We start from the raw sequence: 15,659 nt of genomic DNA on the forward strand, positions 1-15,659 counted from the left end.
GATGTGCTCCGCGAATCGCTGGAGCACGCGCAACGGATCAACGCGATGCAGCAGGTGCAGTGATGGCAGACGAAGAAACCAAAGTGAAAACGCCGGTGCTGATCACCGGCATCGACGAACTGTCGCCCAAGCTCGGCGCCCTTCAGGCCAAGGTCGAGAGTTTCAAGAAAAATCTCGAACAGGCCGGCCTCGGCAAACTGGACATCAGCGGTCTGTTCAAGGGCGGCAGCGTGATCACGCCGTTCGTGGACGGGATCAAATCGGCGGCGGCGTTTCAGGGCAAATTGACCGAAGTCAGCGACACGGCAAAAACCGTCGACCTGCCCGCCACGCCGAAAGTCGCTGCACAGAACATGAACGTGTTCAGTGCCTCGATGGAGAAGGTTTCGGCGGCCGTCGACGCCGCGCTGGTGCCGGCGGTAGGGGCGTTGGTGGTCGGGCTGGAACCGATGCTGACGCAGGTCGGCAGCCTGCTCGCCGACAACCCGAAACTGGTCGAAGGTCTGGCGGCGGGGGCGATTGCCTTCTCCGCCATGCAAACCGCCGTCACCGGTATGACCCAGGTGATGGACGTCATGAGCATGGTGCTCAAGACCAATCCGATCATGCTGATCGCCATGGGCATCGCGGTGGCGGCCGGTTTGATTTATGCCAACTGGACGCCGATCAGCGCGTTCTTCAAGGGCCTGTGGGAGGGCGTGAAAAACCTCGGAGCGAGTGCGATGGCGACGTTGCGCTCGATCCTCGATTGGCGACCGCTGGATGCACTGGCGGCATGGTGGTCACCGATCGCGGGATTCTTCTCCGGGATCTGGGACAAGGTCAAAGCCGTCACCGCGCCGGTGATCGACTTCTTCAAGTCGGTGTTCTCCTGGACACCCGCCGGCATGATCCTGGACAACTGGGCGCCGCTGACGGGGCTGTTTTCGGCGATCTGGGAATTGCTCAAGGCCTTGAGTGTGCCGGTGATGGCGTTCCTCAAAGGCCTGTTCGACTGGACGCCGTTGGGCATGATCATCAACAACTGGGGGGCGATCACCGGGTTCTTCGGCTCGATCTGGACGGCGCTGCAACCGGCGGCACAAGCGATCAAGGATTTTTTCGGCACGTTGTTCGACTTCTCCCCGCTGGGGATGATCGTCAATAACTGGGGCAGCATCGTCACGTTCTTCGAACCGATCTGGACCGCGTTGCAAACGTCGGCGCAGCAGATCAAAAGCTTCTTCCAGAGCTTGTTCGAATGGTCGCCGCTGGAACAGATCGCCATGTACTGGCAACCGATCAGCGAAGTGTTTTCGGCACTGTGGGGCGTGGTGCAAGCGCTGGCTGCGCCGGTGTTGGAGTTTCTGCACAACATGTTCGAATGGACACCGTTGGGGCAGATCATCAAGAACTGGGGGCCGATCACCGAATGGTTCGGCGAGTTGTGGCAAAAGCTGCAAACCGTCATCGCGCCGATCAAAGAGCTGTTCGACGGTGGTTTTGCCGGACTGATCGCCAAGGTCACCGGCAAGGTGGAAACCTTCACCGAGGCACAACGCCAGACCAATGCCGAAGGCAAAGGCGAACTGGCACCAGCGTTCTTCGGCGCGAACCCTCAGGCATCGAGCAACGGCACGCTACAGGGTGGATCGTTGCCACAGAGTTCCGGTGCCCTGATCCAGCAAAGCGCCGCCAACAACCGTACGCAACTCGAGGGCGGCCTCACGGTGCGCTTCGAAAATGCTCCGGCGGGGCTGCGCACTGATCAACCGCAAACCAATCAACCGGGCCTGGCGCTGTCGTCGCGCATCGGCTATCGCTCGCTGTCGGCAGGAGGTTCCAATGAACTGGCGTGACCGTTTGTTGCCGGCATCCTTTCGCGGTGTCGGCTTCTGGATCGATCAGGCGAAAACCCCGGTCGGTCGCAAAGGTCAGCTGCACGAATATCCGCAGCGTGACCTGCCGTATTTCGAGGACCTCGGCCAGCAGGCCAAGACCCACGACATCACGGCGTTCATCATCGGCCCTGATTGCCTGGAGCAGCGCGACAAGCTGCTCAAGGCGTTGGAAGCGGGCAGCGGTGAGCTGGTGCATCCGTGGCTGGGACGGCTGCAAGTCAAGGTCGGCGAGTGCGACATGACCCACACCCGCCAGGACGGCGGGCTGGTGACTTTTGCGCTGAAGTTCTATCCCGACCAACCATTGCCGTTCCCGACCGCTACCGTCAGCACGCAGAAAGTCTTGTTGGTCAAGGCCGACTCCTTGCTGGGTTCGGCGGTGGCGCGCTTCGAACAGGCGATGACGCTGATCAAGGCTGCGCGGATCGGCATCGCCAATCTGCGCAACAGCCTGACCGGGGTTTTTGAGGTGATCAAAGAGCAGCTCAAACCGCTGATCGAGCAGTACAGGCAGATCACTGAACTGGTCAAGGCCGTCAAGGAATTGCCCAAGGAAGTGGCTGCGGAGTTCAAGGGTTTGCTCGGTGATATCAAGGAACTCAAGGCGTTCGCGAAGGAGGGCTACCGTGGCGTGATTGCCGACGTGTCGCAACAACTCGAAGCGATCCGCAAGGCCGATGCACCGAAGATCACCACCGGCAAGGACACCAACGCGGCGGCGCAAGCCATGGCCGATCTGGTGCAAGACACGATGCTGGTCAAGGTCGCGCAATGGGTGGCATCGATGCCGGTGGCGACAACCCCGGTGAAGCTGCAATCGATACCCTCGGTGGGGCAACAGGCGACAACGCCGGTGAGCCGCCAGGAAGTACCGGTCAGTGACGATATGAAAGCGCTGCGCGCGGCGGTGTCGGCGGCCATCGATCCGATGTTGGCGAAGGCCGGTCCGGCGCACTTTCAGGCGATCAACGATGTGAAAGAGGCTCTGGTGGCTCACCTCAAAGCGGTGGCTTCGTCCGGCGTGCGCCAGGTCAGCAAGGCGTTTCAGGAAAGCTTTCCGGCACTGGTCGTTGCCTACAAGCAATTTGGCGATGCCACGCGGGTCGATGAAATCACTCAGCGCAACGGGATTACCCATCCGGGGTTCTCGCCCAACGAAGTCAAAGTGTCCGGGGAGTGAGCCATGAGCGAGATGGATAACCGCGTCACGCTGACGGTCAACAACATGGAATACGGCGGCTGGAAAAGCGTGGAAATCACCGCTGACCTGGAGCGCCAGTTTCGCACCTTCAAACTCGACATCACCTGGCAATGGCCGGGGCAGACCGTCGATCAGCGGATCAGCCCCGGCGATCCCTGTGAAGTGAGGATCGGCAAGGATCTGCTGCTCACCGGTTACGTGTTCAAGGCGCCGATCCGCTATGACGGCCGGCAGATCAGCCTGACCCTGGAGGGCAGCTCCAAGACTCAGGATCTGGTCGATTGCGCCGCCAGAAACCAGCCGAATCAATGGCAGGAGCAACCGCTGCTGAGCATCGTTCAGGCGCTGGCGATGGAGTACGGCCTGATGGTGGTCAATGAGATTCCCGAGACTGCACGGCTGACCAAACACACGATCGTGCCGGGTGAAACCGTGTTTCAGTCGATCGATCGTCTGCTCTCGCTGTTGCGGGTGTTTTCTACCGATGACGAGCAGGGCCGACTGGTGCTGGCCAAGCCTGGCAGCGGCGGGCGCGCGAGCGATGCGCTGGAGCTGGGCAAGAATATTCTGTCGGCCAATGCGCCGATGGATCAGAGCCAGGTGTTTTCCGAGTACCGGGTGATCGGCCAGCAAAAGGGTTCGGACAAGAAGAGCGGGGCGGCGGTCAGCGAAGTTGAATCGACGGCCGCCGACCTGACCTTCAAACGTCGGCGCACCACGGTGATCAACGAAGGCACGCAACTGACCTTTGAGTTGGCGCAGCAGCGTGCCCAATGGGAAAGCGCCACCCGCATGGGCCGGGCGCAGACCACCACCTATCAGGTGCAGGGCTGGCGTCAGGCCAACGGCGATCTGTGGCGCCACAACACGCTGGTGCGGGTGAAAGATCCGGTGCTGGGGTTTGATGGCGACATGCTGATTTCAAAAGTGACGTATTCGCTGTCGGCACAGGGTTCGGTGACCACGCTGCAAGTAGCGCCGCCGCATACCTTCGATGCCAATCCCAGCCCTCCGAAAAAAACCTCATAAGCCCTGAAAAGATCGCAGCCTTCGGCAGCTCCTACCGGTGTACGCCGATCCTATGTAGGAGCTGCCGAAGGCTGCGATCTTTTGACGTCGGCCCGTTTCATACAGGAATTAAGCATGAGCCTACTGACACGCCTGCTGGCGCGCGGCACTGTCGTGCTCGCCAATTCGGCATCCAAGCTGCAATCGCTGCAAATGCGCCTCACCGCCGGCGAGGTCAATGACGACCTCGAACACTTCGAACCCTACGGTTTCACCAGCCATCCGCTGGCCGGTGCCGAAGGGGTCGTCACGTTCATCGGCGGCGACCGTTCCCACGCCATCGCCCTGGTCATCGCCGACCGCCGCTATCGCCTGCAATCGCTGGCCGCCGGTGAAGTGGCGATCTACACCGACGAGGGCGACAAGATTCATTTCAAGCGTGGGCGGATCATCGACATCGAAACCGCCACGCTGAACATCCGCGCCAGCAGCGCGGTGAACTTCGACACGCCGGTGATCAATCAGACCGGAAAAATCGTCTCCACCGGCGATCAGTTGGCCGCTGGCATCAGCCAGATCAAACACGTGCACGTCGGCGTCCAGGCCGGCAGCGGCCAGACCGGCGCGCCGGCAGGAGGCAAGTAATGTTGATCAGCCCGAACCTCCACGCTGCGCTGACCCGCGCCGTGCTCATCAGCCTGTTCACCTGGCGCCGTGCCGCCGATGACGACGCCCTCGACGACGAAGAGCGCTTCGGCTGGTGGGGCGACACGTTTCCCACCGTCGCCGACGATCGCATCGGCTCGCGGCTGTGGCTGCTACGCCGGGTCAAGCTGACCCGACAGACCCAGATGGACGCCGAGTTCTATGCCCGCGAAGCCTTGCAATGGCTGATCGACGACGGTCATTGCAGCGCCATCGACATCCTCAGCGAACGCCTCGACGCCCAGCGCCTGAACCTGCGCACGGTCCTGACCCTGGCTGACGGCGAACGTCTGGACATCAACCCCGATAACAGTTGGCAGGTGATCTATGCCGTTTGAAACCCCTTCGCTGCCGGTGCTGATCAAGCGCACCCAAAGCGACCTGGCCGGCGACTCGCTGCGCCAGTCCGATGCGCAAGTCTTGGCCCGTACCCTCGGCGGCGCGGCTTATGGTCTGTACGGTTATCTCGACTGGATTGCCGAGCAGATCCTTCCCGACAAAGCCGATGAATCGACCCTGGAACGCATCGCCGCGCTGCGTTTGAACCAACCGCGCAAACCCGCGCAAGTCGCCACCGGCAGCGTCAGTTTTACCGCCACTGCCGGCGCAGTGCTCGACGCCGATACGCTGCTGCAAACCAATGACGGCCGCACCTACAAAGTCACCGCCGCGCGCACCACGACCAATGGCAGCAACACCACCACCATCGCCGCGCTGGATGCCGGCAGCCTCGGCAATGCCGACGCCGGTCTGGTGCTGACCCCCGTGCAGCCGATCACCGGCATCGTCAGCAGCAGTTTTGTCCTGCTGGCGCCGGGGCTCAACGGGGGTGTGGCGCGCGAAAGCCTGGAGTCGTTGCGCTCGCGAGTGATCCGTTCGTACCGGGTCATTCCTCACGGTGGCTCGGCCAGCGACTACGAAACCTGGGCACTGGAAGTGCCGGGCGTGACGCGGGCCTGGTGCCGTGGCGGCTTTCTCGGGCCGGGCACTGTCGGCGTGTACATCATGCGTGACGATGACCCGCAACCAGTGCCGAACGACGAGCAACTGGCCGAGGTGCAGGCCTACATCGAGCCGTTGCGCCCGGTCACGGCAGAAGTACACGTGCGTCCGCCGATTCAGGTGCCGGTGGTTTATCGCCTGAAGCTGACCCCCGACACCAGCGCCGTGCGCGCGGCCGTCGAAACCCAATTGCGCGACTTGCACAACCGCGAGGCTGACCTCGGCGAGGATCTGTTGATCAGCCACATCCGCGAAGCCATCAGCAGCGCGGCGGGTGAAACCGACCATGTGCTGAGCGCCCCGATTGCCAACGTTTCGGCCAACGACAGCGAACTGCTCACCTTCGGAGGTTGCGTATGGGGGGCATAAGAACTGCCGCGCAATATCAGGCGCAACTGCGCGCCTTGCTGCCGAGTGGCCCGGCCTGGGACCCGGAGCGTGTGCCGGAGCTGGAAGAAGTGCTGCAAGGCGTCGCCGTCGAACTGGCGCGCCTCGACGCCCGCGCCGCCGACCTGCTCAACGAGATGGACCCGGCCGGCGTCAGTGAACTGGTGCCCGACTGGGAACGGGTGATGAACCTGCCCGACCCGTGCCTGGGCGCCACCCCGCTGTACGACGATCGTCGCCTGGCCGTACGCCGGCGCTTGCTCGCGGTCGGCAGCCAGGCCGTCGGCTATTACCTTGAAATCGCCAAAAGTCAGGGCTATCCCAACGCCACCATCAGCGAACTCGAAGCACCGCGCATGGGCCGTTCACGTTTCGGCTCGGCACATTGGGGCACGTGGGAAGCGCAATTCATGTGGACGCTCAACACCGGCGGGCGCCTGCTGCTCGGGCGGCGTTTCGGTGCGAGTTATTGGGGCGAGCGTTTCGGCGTCAACCCGGGCTCGGCGCTGGAATGCCTGATCCACCGCAGCGCACCGGCGCATACCAAGGTGCACATCAATTATGACTAGGGAGGGATGAACGATGGATTATCCGAACAGTGTGCCCAGCGCCGGCTTGGTGAATGGGAAATTTGTTGATGAAAACCCGATGACCGGAACCCCGGGATCGCTGATTCCGGCGGAATGGGGTAACGGGGTGACGTTGGAGATTCTCAACGTGATCAATGCGGCTGGGTTGACCCCGGACGAGAAGAAGTACGATCAGTTGTTGCAGGCGATTCAGAGCGTTTCGGCCAAGGGCTGGAATCTGGATTCGGCGTTGCCGATCGGCTCGTTGCCAACCGCTACCGTGGCTACGGCAGACGGGCGATTGCCGATCACGCCGACGGCGTTTGCCACCAGTGGCGGGCGCTTATCAATTCTGCCGGGTGTGCTGGTCAGCCTCGGCCAGGAAGTGTTGGCGGGCCAGTTGGGGCGCCCGCGCACCTTTACTACGCAAGCCTGGAGCAGCGGCGATCTGTTGCCCAACTCCGGTTACTTTCTGCGAGCGCAAGTGGTCGCCGGTGTGCTGACCTTCTACACGCAGCGCGGCATCATCTATGACGCCACGCCCGAGGGATTGAAGGGCACGATCAATGGTGCGGCGGGCGGTGGTTTTCAGTCGACGCCTTTGGATCTCTGTCTGGCGTGGGTGGTGACAGCCGGCCCCGGCTCAGTACCGATTGTCCGGCCGATGTATAACCGTAGCCGCTTGTCGTGGACGCAAACAATCAGCGGCAATGGCGTGGTGTACCTGCCACTGGACCCGCATGCCCGTGCCGCGCGTCTGGTTGTGGGCAATGCGACGCCGCATCCGACGCAAGTCACCGCTATGAATTTTGCTACACCCGGTTGGCTGGGCGCCAACTACTGTTTTCTCAACCCGAAGGCTGCCGCGTCGAGCAACTGGGATGGCTGGGCCATTGCGGGTGAGACGGTGCGGATTATCACCAACAACGAGGTGAATGACACAACCGTTTCGACATTGACCGCAAGCTTCGACCACAGCATGTTGCGTTCCCTGTGGCAGACCTATCAAGCTGAACACGCCTTGGGTGCCGATAACGGCACAAGTGACGAATTGCTGTTCAGCATGGGCATCAAAAACATTCTCCCGAGCGACTACGCCAACGGTATTGCGATCAACTTTGCAGCGGCGGTGAATATCAATCTTTCCTGGGAGTTGATCCGATGATCATCATTCAAGAACTGCATCAGTTCGAGGACGGCTTGCGCGCTGCACAACCTTCCCCGGCCCATGACTGGGATGGTGAAGCCTGGCAGCTCAATGTTGGCAGAGTGGCCGAACTGGAGCTGCAAGACGCCGAACGCCTCTGCGACAAAATCGACGGCGTCGCGGACAGCGTCCGCACGGTGCTGGCGGGCGATCCGCTCAAAGCCATGGAATACGCCCAGGCAGCCGCTGACGCGCAGGCTTATCAAGACGCCGGTTACCCGAAAAAGGAAGTGCCGTTGTCGGTCGCTGCCTGGGTGGTCAAAGGTCGTACGGCCAAACAGGCTGCTGAGCAGATTCTGAGTAAGGCCGATCAATTGACCGACCATTTGCTGACGCTGCGTACGTTGCGCCTGAAGGCCAAGGCGCAGATTCGCGCGCAGGCGGCCAAGGGCAAGATGGCGCTGGCACGCAGTACCAGCGACGAAGCACTGGTGGCGATTCGCGAGCTGCTCGGCAATCAACTCAGCTAGTAGCAACGCTGCGAACCTGTTCCCCCAAGCCCACTTCACCGTGGGCTTTTTATTTTCAGAAAAAACATCGTAGCCGGCGCTCGGCAGCGACCGCTGCGTCATGGCTCATTTGTCATTTCAGAGGAACGAACACTCTATGGATTATCCAAAAAGCGTCCCCAGCGTCGGCCTGGTCGATGGCCGTTTCGTTGATGAAAACCCTGTGGCGGGCACGCCCGGCTCATTGATTCCGGCGGTCTGGGGCAATGCCGTCACAGAGGAAATACTCAGTGTGGTTTCCAGCGCCGGACTGGTGCCCACCGAAGGCGACAATCGCCAACTGCTCAAGGCCTTGCAGGCGCTGTTGGCTCTGGCCAGTCCGATGGGCTCCTCAGTGATCAATGTATCGACCTCCAAGGGGCTGACGGCCAGTGAACTCGGACTTGTGTTGGTCAATGCCAGCAGTGGCGTGACGACCATCAGTCTGCCGGCCGCCGACGCTGCACTGGGTACTCGCGACGTCATCGTGCGCCGGGTCGACAACGCGTCTACCCGGTTGGTGGTCCGCGCCTCCGGCACCGACAAAATCAGATTCCACACGCACCTGGCCACTGCCGGCTACCCGTTTTTCGTGCTGATGGGCTCGGGGGACTGGTGGCATCTGCGCAGCGATGGCGCAGGCAATTGGTGGCCGCTTGGACGGTTCGACAGCACGCCATTGGGCCGGACTGTGTTCGAGACCACGACGCAGCTCAACCCCGGCGGATATGGGCCGCTTAACGGGGCGGTATTCAGTCGCAGCGACTGGCCGTGGTTGTGGGATCACGCGCAGCAGTCCGGCGGACTGACCACCGAGGCCGCAAGAGGCGGGGCCGAAGGCGGCTGGACGAGCGGAGACGGCACCTTGACCTTTCGCGGGCCGGAAAGCCGGGGTGAGTTCATCCGGTTGAGCGACGAGGGCCGAGGAATCGACGTAGGGCGCTCGGTCGGCAGTTGGCAGGTCGACATGTTCCGCTCCCATCGCCATGAACTTAAAAGCGACATGCTGGGTGTGCCTTTGGTGGCGGCCCAGAACGCAGCACCGGATGCATTATTCAACCAAGCCAATATCAGTCTCGGATTTACCGAAAGCACCGGCGGTGTTGAAACGCGTCCGCGCAACATGGCCTATCCAGGCCGGATAAAACTTATCTGAGGCCCACTTCGGGCTTCTTTCATCAGCAAAAGGAAGTGAACAATGGATTACTACTACGTCGTAGACGAAACCAATCAGATCATCACCGGCCCGATCGACTTGCCAGTGACGCCGGGCCTCGGTGTTCAAATACCCGGTAATGTGATTGTACTGACGGAGCTACTGCCGGATCCCGAGGTGGGTTATGTCTGGGTTTGGCGCAATGCACAGGCCTCGCAGTTGATCGATCTGCGCAACCGCTTCTTCTATCGCAAGGACAACGGCAGCTATGTCTACTGGACCGAACTGGGTCCTGTGCCTGATTACCTGACGGCCAAGGTACGGCCAAACAGCTATTACTTCTGGAAGGATGATGACTGGGTACTGGACGTCGAAGCCGAACGTGCAGGCCTGGCCGCGCAGGCCGATGTCGAACGCGATAACCGCCTGCGTGAAGTGATCATTCGCGTCGCGCCGCTGCAATACGCTTATGACGTGGGCGAGGCCACCAGCGAGCAGTTGGCCTCGCTGCAAGCCTGGAAACGCCATGCCCTGAACCTGGCGCGTATCGAGCTGCAAGCGGGTTATCCGTCGGTCATCGAGTGGCCCACCGCACCGGCCAAATTCGTGATTTCACCCACCGTTTAACCTTCGACTCACTTACTGAAAAACTACAGGCGGCCCTGTGCTGCCGGCATTCGGCTGCCTGTAACACTGAAAAGGTTCTGACGTGGACTATCCAAAAACCATCCCCGGCGTTGGCCTGGTCAACGGCGGATTTATCGATGAAAACCCAGTGGCCGGAACGCCGGGGTCGTTGATTCCTGCTGCCTGGGGCAACAGCGTCACGCAAGAAATTCTCAACGCGATCAAGGCCGCCGGATTGACCCCTGATGAAGCCAGAACCGATCAGTTGGCCACGGCCATTGGCGCATTGGTCGACTTCACCAAGCTGAAAAACACCCCGACCACGCTCAGTGGTTATGGCATCACCGATGCAGTGGGGCGGCTGCTGGCTGTCAGGCAGATTGAAACAGTCGGGATCACCGTTTACATGCCCAACCCGAAAACCAAACGCATTCGTGTGCGCCTGGTTGGCGCGGGTGGTTCCGGTGGTGGGTGCGCACCGGTGCCGGCCAATAATCAAATCCTTGGCGGTGGAGGTGGCTCGGGCGCCTACGCCGAAAGCCTGTATGAGGTGACGCCACAAATGTTCGCCGGCGTACCGGTTTCCCTGGGCGCAGGTGGCGCAGTGAGTAACACCACAGGTCTGTCGGGTGGCGGCGCATCCTTCGGTTCTTACATGAGTGTTTCGGGGGGCGGTGGCGGTCAGAAACTGGCGATCGTCGTCACTGGCACCTCATCCGGATTCATTCAGGGCGGCGTGGGCGGTGCGGTGACTGGCGGCAATCTCTGCAGTGCCCGGGGCATCACCGGCGGATTTGGCATGAGTAATGCCAATTGGGGCCTGCTCTCCGGTTGCGGTGCGGCCAGTGCGTTCGATGGCGGCGGCCCGTTCACCGGATCAAACACAGTGGGCAACGCAGGCATCCGTGGTTCGGGTGGCAGTGGCGCGTGCTCGGTCAACCCTTCTGCTTCAGTCGTCAGCGGCGCTGGTGGCAACGCCTTTTGCGAAATCTGGGAGTACGAGTAATGGCCGTTTATGCACGGATCGAAAACGGCGTGATCGTCGAACGGATCGACACCGGTGATTACGCAATCAGCGAGCTGTTTGCACCGTCGTTTGTCGAGTCGATGGTCCGCGTGCCAGACGACATGGCGGTCGACATCGGCGCACCGATGAGCGCGCTCACACCAGCTATCGAGCAGCTGCCCGTCGTGCCGCTTGCCGCTGTCGCGCCGGCGGCCGTTGTCTTGGAACAAGCGTCTGTGGCGCCAGAGCGTACGTGGCGCGAAGCGTCTCTTTCAGCGACCGAATGGTGTGTGACGCGTCATCGCGATGAGCAGGCATTGGGGCGTGGAACGACGCTCAAGGCCGCGCAGTATCTGGAGTTGCTGGAATACCGCCAGGCGCTGCGTGACTGGCCTGAGGCCAGCGGTTTCCCTGCAGTGGTTTCTCGGCCGACAGCACCGCAATGGTGGGTCGCCAATGCGGGTTGACGTCCGCGGTTTCAGGCATTTTCAGACAAGGAGTTGAATCATGGATTATCCAAAGAGTGTTCCTAGCGCCGGATTGGTAGATGGCAAGTTTGTCGATGAAGATTTACTGACGGGCAAGCCGGGCTCGTTGATTCCGGCCAGTTGGGGTAATGGTGTTACGCAGGAGTTGTTGACGGTCATCCAGAGCGCGGGGCTGACACCGTCGGAGGCCGCCAATAATCAACTGCTCAGTGCGCTGCGTAGCAACAATCTGTTCGTCACGGCACCGCAGTTCAATCAAGGCAAAGCGGTCGCCACCACCGAGTTCGTCGCCCGCGCGGGCCTGCAGTTTTCCGGGTTCGTGTCCTACCCTGCGAGCACTGTCCTGACCGTGGCCAACGTGGGCGGGGTGGCAAGTTTCGCCAGCGCAACGCCGATCACCGCAACGTTGCCTTCCATCAATGGCATCGCCCATGCCAGCACGCTACACGTGATCAATGCGGGCAACGGTGTTCTGACCATCAACCCTGCCGCTAACGAACAAATTGAAACCTGCAACGGTACGTTCGGGGCGCTGAAGCTCGGTCTCGGCGACTCCGCATGCCTGATCAAACTGGCGAGCCAATGGCGGCTGTACGCAGGGTCGATCAGCGATCGTTATGCAACGGCGCATTCGGGTGTCTATGGCAACGTCGGCTATCAACGCTTTGCCAGCGGCAACATTGAGCAATGGGGCGTGGGCACAACGGATGCGAAGGGCGAAGTCGACGTGATTTTTCCAATCTCCTTTCCGACAGCCTTTTCTTCGCTGGTGGCTACTCATGCTGGCGGTGACGGCGCAATGGTCATCCTGATTGCGGGTTCTGGAAAGCAACAAGGCTGCAAGCTCAAGGTTCGTGATTTCGGCGGCAGCATTGCTGCGGGTTGGGGCATCAATTATTTCGCAAAGGGCTATTGAATGAATCCGTACAACGTTTTGTTCAGCGCCAGCACCCGGGGCGTTTATGTAGCGGGTATCAACTCCACTGACATTCCCGATGACGTCATCGAGATTCCTCAGACTTACTGGATCTCGCTGCTGCAGCAATTGGCCGTTACGGCAAAGGTGATCGGCGTGCGTGCGGATAACGGCTATCCGATTCTGGTCGATCCTGCGCCTCCTTCGGCCGATGAAGCAGCCGACGCCGAGCGCCGTTGGCGCACCGCGCAACTGGCCGCCACCGACGGGTTGGTCGCGCGCGATCGCGATGAACTGGAAGACGGCGGCGGCACGACGCTGACCACCGAGCAATATGCCCAATTGCAGACGTATCGCCGCCAATTGCGCGACTGGCCGCAGGGTTCTTTTTTTCCGTTCAGTGAGCATCGGCCGTTGGCACCGAACTGGTTGGCGGCTGCGCCCTGAATCTTTTGAGAGATTGAAATGGATTATCCAAAAAGCGTTCCCGGCATAGGGCTGGTGAATGGAAAGTTCGTCAATGAAGACGTCATTGCGGGATTGCCCGGGTCGTTGATCCCGGCGACCTGGGGCAATAGCGTTACCGATGAGTTGTTGAATGTCGTCAAGTCGGCCGGCCTTGAACCGAACGAAGCCGAGGCGAACCAGTTGTTGCAAGCGCTGAAAAAACTCAGCCAGGCCGGTGAAGACAAACATGCCGCCGACATCGGCGCGGCCAATCTCTATATGGCCAATTATGTGCCTGCCGTCACCGCATTGAAGGACGGCTTGGCGCTGCGTTTTACCGCCGGCAATGCCAATACCGGGGCGAGTACGTTTGCACCGAACGGGTTGATGCCCAAGCCGCTCGTCAGTCTTGCAGCAAGTACATTGCGCCCTGCCGAGATTGTCGGCGGTAGCGTGTGTTCGGTGGTGTACAGCGCGGCTCTGGACAGTTGGGTGTTGGTGTATGCGAGTGGTGGCAATGCTGCCAGTGGTCGACTATTGGGTGTCAGGACGTTTACGGCGTCCGGCAACTATGTACCGGCAGTGGGAATGAAGAACGTATTGGTCACCGTCGTCGGCGGAGGTGGTGGCAGCTCGGGAATCGGTGCGACGAATTCTTCTCAGGTTTCCCTCGCAGGAGGTGGTGCCTCCGGTAGCTACGCACAAGCCTGGTTATCATCTGGCGCGATCGGGCTGAGCCAAATCGTCACAGTTGGGGCGGGGGGCGCTGCGGGCGTTGTCGGCACTGGCGGCGGAAGTGGCGGAACAAGTTCGCTGGGTTCATTGGTTTCGGCCACTGGCGGTGGCGGTTCTCCCTGGAGTACTCCACTCACGCTTCCTGGGTTCGGCTTGTATGTGGGTGGTTTTCCCAGCCAAATCTCAATGGGCGGCAATATTGTCAATTCGGCAGGAGCAGCCGGCAGCCCAGGGATGTGCCTTACCGGATCAACCCTTGCCGGGCACGGCGCAAACTCACCTCTTGGCAGTGGTGGGTATGCGAGCAGCGTCGCATTGAGTGTGGCCGCCCCTGGTTCCGGTTATGGCTCAGGCGCGGGCGGGATTGCTAACGCAACCAATCAGCCAGGCAGGCCCCGCGCTTCAGGAGCACCGGGTGCTGTAATCATCTACGAGTACGCCTGATGAAAACCTACGCACGCATCGCCAACAACACCGTGGTCGAGCTGCTCTCCACCGACGGCAACATGGCCAAGATGTTTCACCCGGATCTGCTGTGGGTCGATATCACTGAAGTCACCCCGGCACCGCAAATCGACTGGAACGCCAACTTCGGCAACCTCGGTTGGGTGTTCGCAGCACCCGAAGAACCCGCGCCGGACAGCCCCCTGAAAACTCTGGCAAAAAAGTGGCTGACAGGCATTGGCCGTCAATCGTGATTCAATCGAGGGACTATCCAGGGAGGATCAAGCATTATGCAAATAACTGAAAACAACCTTATCGACATCATGCCCAACGCCCGCTCCCAAGCGGGCGTTTTTGTTTCTGCGCTCAACGCAGCCATGACTCGCCGTCGTATCGACACGCCCAAACGCATGGCTGCGTTTCTGGCGCAGGTCGGCCACGAGTCCGGGCAATTGCGCTATGTGCGTGAACTGGGCAACAACCAATACCTGAGCAAATACGACACCGGCACCTTGGCCTTGCGTTTGGGCAATACGCCAGAGGCTGATGGCGACGGGCAAAAATACCGTGGGCGTGGGCTGATTCAGATCACCGGCCGCAGCAACTATCGCCAATGCAGCCTTGGGCTGTTCGGCGATGAGCGTCTGCTGTCGTTGCCTGAACTGCTCGAGCAACCACAATGGGCAGCCGAATCGGCAGCATGGTTCTGGGAACAGAACGGCCTCAACGAGCTGGCCGACCGCGATCAGTTCAACACCATCACGCGGCGTATAAACGGCGGGTTGAACGGCTTGCAGGATCGTCTGGAGATCTGGGCGCGGGCGAGGGCGGTGCTATGCCTTTCTCCTGGCGCGTGATCGGCCTTCTTTTGCTGGCCGCGGGCGCTTTTGCGGCGGCCTGGCAGTTGCAGGACTGGCGCTACGGCCGGCAACTGGCCGAGCAGGCCCGGTTAAACGCGGAGGTGCTGAACCAACAGAATCTGGCTGCCGCTTCGGTCCAACAGGTCGAGCAGGATAAACGTCTGGCGCTGGAGCAACGGCTCTCGGCCAGTGAACAAAGCCACTACCGAGCGCTGAGCGATGCCCAACGTGATCAGGATCGCTTGCGCGATCGTCTTGCTACTGCTGATGTGCGCCTGTCGGTCCTTCTCGACGCCGGCGACGTTGCCCAAGGCTGCAGCGTGCCCGCCACCGCCGGCACCGGCGGCGTGGATCATGCAACCGTACGCGCCCGACTTGACCCGGCGCATGCTCAACGAATTATCGCCATCACCGACAGCGGCGACCGCGGACTGATTGCTTTGCAGGCGTGTCAGGCTTATGTCAGAGCGTTGGCGCCCGAACATTTTGAATGAGTCTGTGTATTGAAAGCGCAACCGGCTCGTGTACGGTGG

General features: G+C 60.9%; 19 protein-coding genes. All 19 read left to right on the forward strand.

Going from position 1 to position 15,659, the window contains the following annotated elements; all coding sequences use genetic code 11:
- Positions 1 to 62 precede the first annotated feature (62 nt).
- The 19 genes from EJA70_RS11100 (at position 63) to EJA70_RS11190 (ending at position 15,620) form a co-directional block, all read left to right on the forward strand.
- Positions 63 to 1,838: a phage tail protein gene (locus EJA70_RS11100; protein ID WP_158830764.1), complete on the forward strand. Its 1,776-nt coding sequence runs from the start codon at positions 63 to 65 to the stop codon at positions 1,836 to 1,838.
- A complete protein-coding gene (locus EJA70_RS11105) occupies positions 1,825 to 3,060 on the forward strand; it encodes a DNA circularization protein (RefSeq protein ID WP_158830765.1) in 1,236 nt (411 codons plus the stop codon). Before EJA70_RS11100 ends, EJA70_RS11105 begins: the two co-directional genes overlap by 14 nt.
- Before the next feature lie 3 nt (positions 3,061 to 3,063).
- Complete coding sequence (locus EJA70_RS11110) at positions 3,064 to 4,110, forward strand: phage baseplate assembly protein (RefSeq protein ID WP_158830766.1); 1,047 nt, start codon at positions 3,064 to 3,066, stop codon at positions 4,108 to 4,110.
- A gap of 114 nt (positions 4,111 to 4,224) precedes the next feature.
- Complete coding sequence (locus EJA70_RS11115) at positions 4,225 to 4,734, forward strand: phage baseplate assembly protein V (RefSeq protein WP_158830767.1); 510 nt, start codon at positions 4,225 to 4,227, stop codon at positions 4,732 to 4,734.
- Positions 4,734 to 5,132 (forward strand): phage GP46 family protein, encoded by a 399-nt coding sequence (locus tag EJA70_RS11120; RefSeq protein ID WP_008077144.1) that lies wholly within the window; start codon positions 4,734 to 4,736, stop codon positions 5,130 to 5,132. The genes EJA70_RS11115 and EJA70_RS11120 overlap by 1 nt, the downstream gene beginning before the upstream one ends.
- Positions 5,122 to 6,165 carry a baseplate J/gp47 family protein gene (locus EJA70_RS11125; RefSeq protein ID WP_158830768.1) on the forward strand — a complete coding sequence of 348 codons (1,044 nt, stop codon included), beginning with the start codon at positions 5,122 to 5,124 and terminating at the stop codon, positions 6,163 to 6,165. Before EJA70_RS11120 ends, EJA70_RS11125 begins: the two co-directional genes overlap by 11 nt.
- Positions 6,153 to 6,752: a YmfQ family protein gene (locus EJA70_RS11130; RefSeq protein ID WP_158830769.1), complete on the forward strand. Its 600-nt coding sequence runs from the start codon at positions 6,153 to 6,155 to the stop codon at positions 6,750 to 6,752. Before EJA70_RS11125 ends, EJA70_RS11130 begins: the two co-directional genes overlap by 13 nt.
- A 13-nt stretch (positions 6,753 to 6,765) precedes the next feature.
- The gene (locus tag EJA70_RS11135) at positions 6,766 to 7,917 is read left to right on the forward strand and encodes a phage tail protein (RefSeq protein ID WP_158830770.1); all 1,152 of its coding nucleotides are present in this window, start codon (positions 6,766 to 6,768) and stop codon (positions 7,915 to 7,917) included.
- On the forward strand, positions 7,914 to 8,429 hold the full coding sequence (locus EJA70_RS11140; RefSeq protein ID WP_158830771.1) for a phage tail protein: 516 nt from the start codon (positions 7,914 to 7,916) through the stop codon (positions 8,427 to 8,429). The genes EJA70_RS11135 and EJA70_RS11140 overlap by 4 nt, the downstream gene beginning before the upstream one ends.
- A 136-nt stretch (positions 8,430 to 8,565) precedes the next feature.
- Positions 8,566 to 9,603: a phage tail protein gene (locus EJA70_RS11145; RefSeq protein WP_158830772.1), complete on the forward strand. Its 1,038-nt coding sequence runs from the start codon at positions 8,566 to 8,568 to the stop codon at positions 9,601 to 9,603.
- 42 nt (positions 9,604 to 9,645) lie between these two features.
- The gene (locus EJA70_RS11150; RefSeq protein WP_158830773.1) at positions 9,646 to 10,230 is read left to right on the forward strand and encodes a tail fiber assembly protein; all 585 of its coding nucleotides are present in this window, start codon (positions 9,646 to 9,648) and stop codon (positions 10,228 to 10,230) included.
- Positions 10,231 to 10,312: 82 nt separating this feature from the next.
- Complete coding sequence (locus EJA70_RS11155) at positions 10,313 to 11,236, forward strand: hypothetical protein (RefSeq protein WP_158830774.1); 924 nt, start codon at positions 10,313 to 10,315, stop codon at positions 11,234 to 11,236.
- Entirely contained in the window at positions 11,236 to 11,703 is a 468-nt protein-coding gene (locus EJA70_RS11160; RefSeq protein WP_158830775.1) for a phage tail assembly chaperone, read from the forward strand. The genes EJA70_RS11155 and EJA70_RS11160 overlap by 1 nt, the downstream gene beginning before the upstream one ends.
- Positions 11,704 to 11,743: 40 nt before the next feature.
- Complete coding sequence (locus EJA70_RS11165; protein ID WP_008077156.1) at positions 11,744 to 12,640, forward strand: hypothetical protein; 897 nt, start codon at positions 11,744 to 11,746, stop codon at positions 12,638 to 12,640.
- Positions 12,641 to 13,087, forward strand: coding sequence for a hypothetical protein (locus EJA70_RS11170; RefSeq protein WP_158830776.1), 447 nt, complete (start codon positions 12,641 to 12,643; stop codon positions 13,085 to 13,087).
- A gap of 18 nt (positions 13,088 to 13,105) precedes the next feature.
- On the forward strand, positions 13,106 to 14,266 hold the full coding sequence (locus tag EJA70_RS11175; RefSeq protein ID WP_158830777.1) for a hypothetical protein: 1,161 nt from the start codon (positions 13,106 to 13,108) through the stop codon (positions 14,264 to 14,266).
- Positions 14,266 to 14,520: a hypothetical protein gene (locus tag EJA70_RS11180; RefSeq protein WP_008077159.1), complete on the forward strand. Its 255-nt coding sequence runs from the start codon at positions 14,266 to 14,268 to the stop codon at positions 14,518 to 14,520. Before EJA70_RS11175 ends, EJA70_RS11180 begins: the two co-directional genes overlap by 1 nt.
- A gap of 36 nt (positions 14,521 to 14,556) precedes the next feature.
- A complete protein-coding gene (locus EJA70_RS11185; protein WP_008077160.1) occupies positions 14,557 to 15,123 on the forward strand; it encodes a glycoside hydrolase family 19 protein in 567 nt (188 codons plus the stop codon).
- Positions 15,102 to 15,620: a lysis system i-spanin subunit Rz gene (locus EJA70_RS11190; protein WP_158830778.1), complete on the forward strand. Its 519-nt coding sequence runs from the start codon at positions 15,102 to 15,104 to the stop codon at positions 15,618 to 15,620. The genes EJA70_RS11185 and EJA70_RS11190 overlap by 22 nt, the downstream gene beginning before the upstream one ends.
- Positions 15,621 to 15,659 lie beyond the last annotated feature (39 nt).

The organism is Pseudomonas sp. PB103, from assembly GCF_009764635.1.
In the GTDB taxonomy this organism is placed as follows: Bacteria; Pseudomonadota; Gammaproteobacteria; order Pseudomonadales; family Pseudomonadaceae; genus Aquipseudomonas.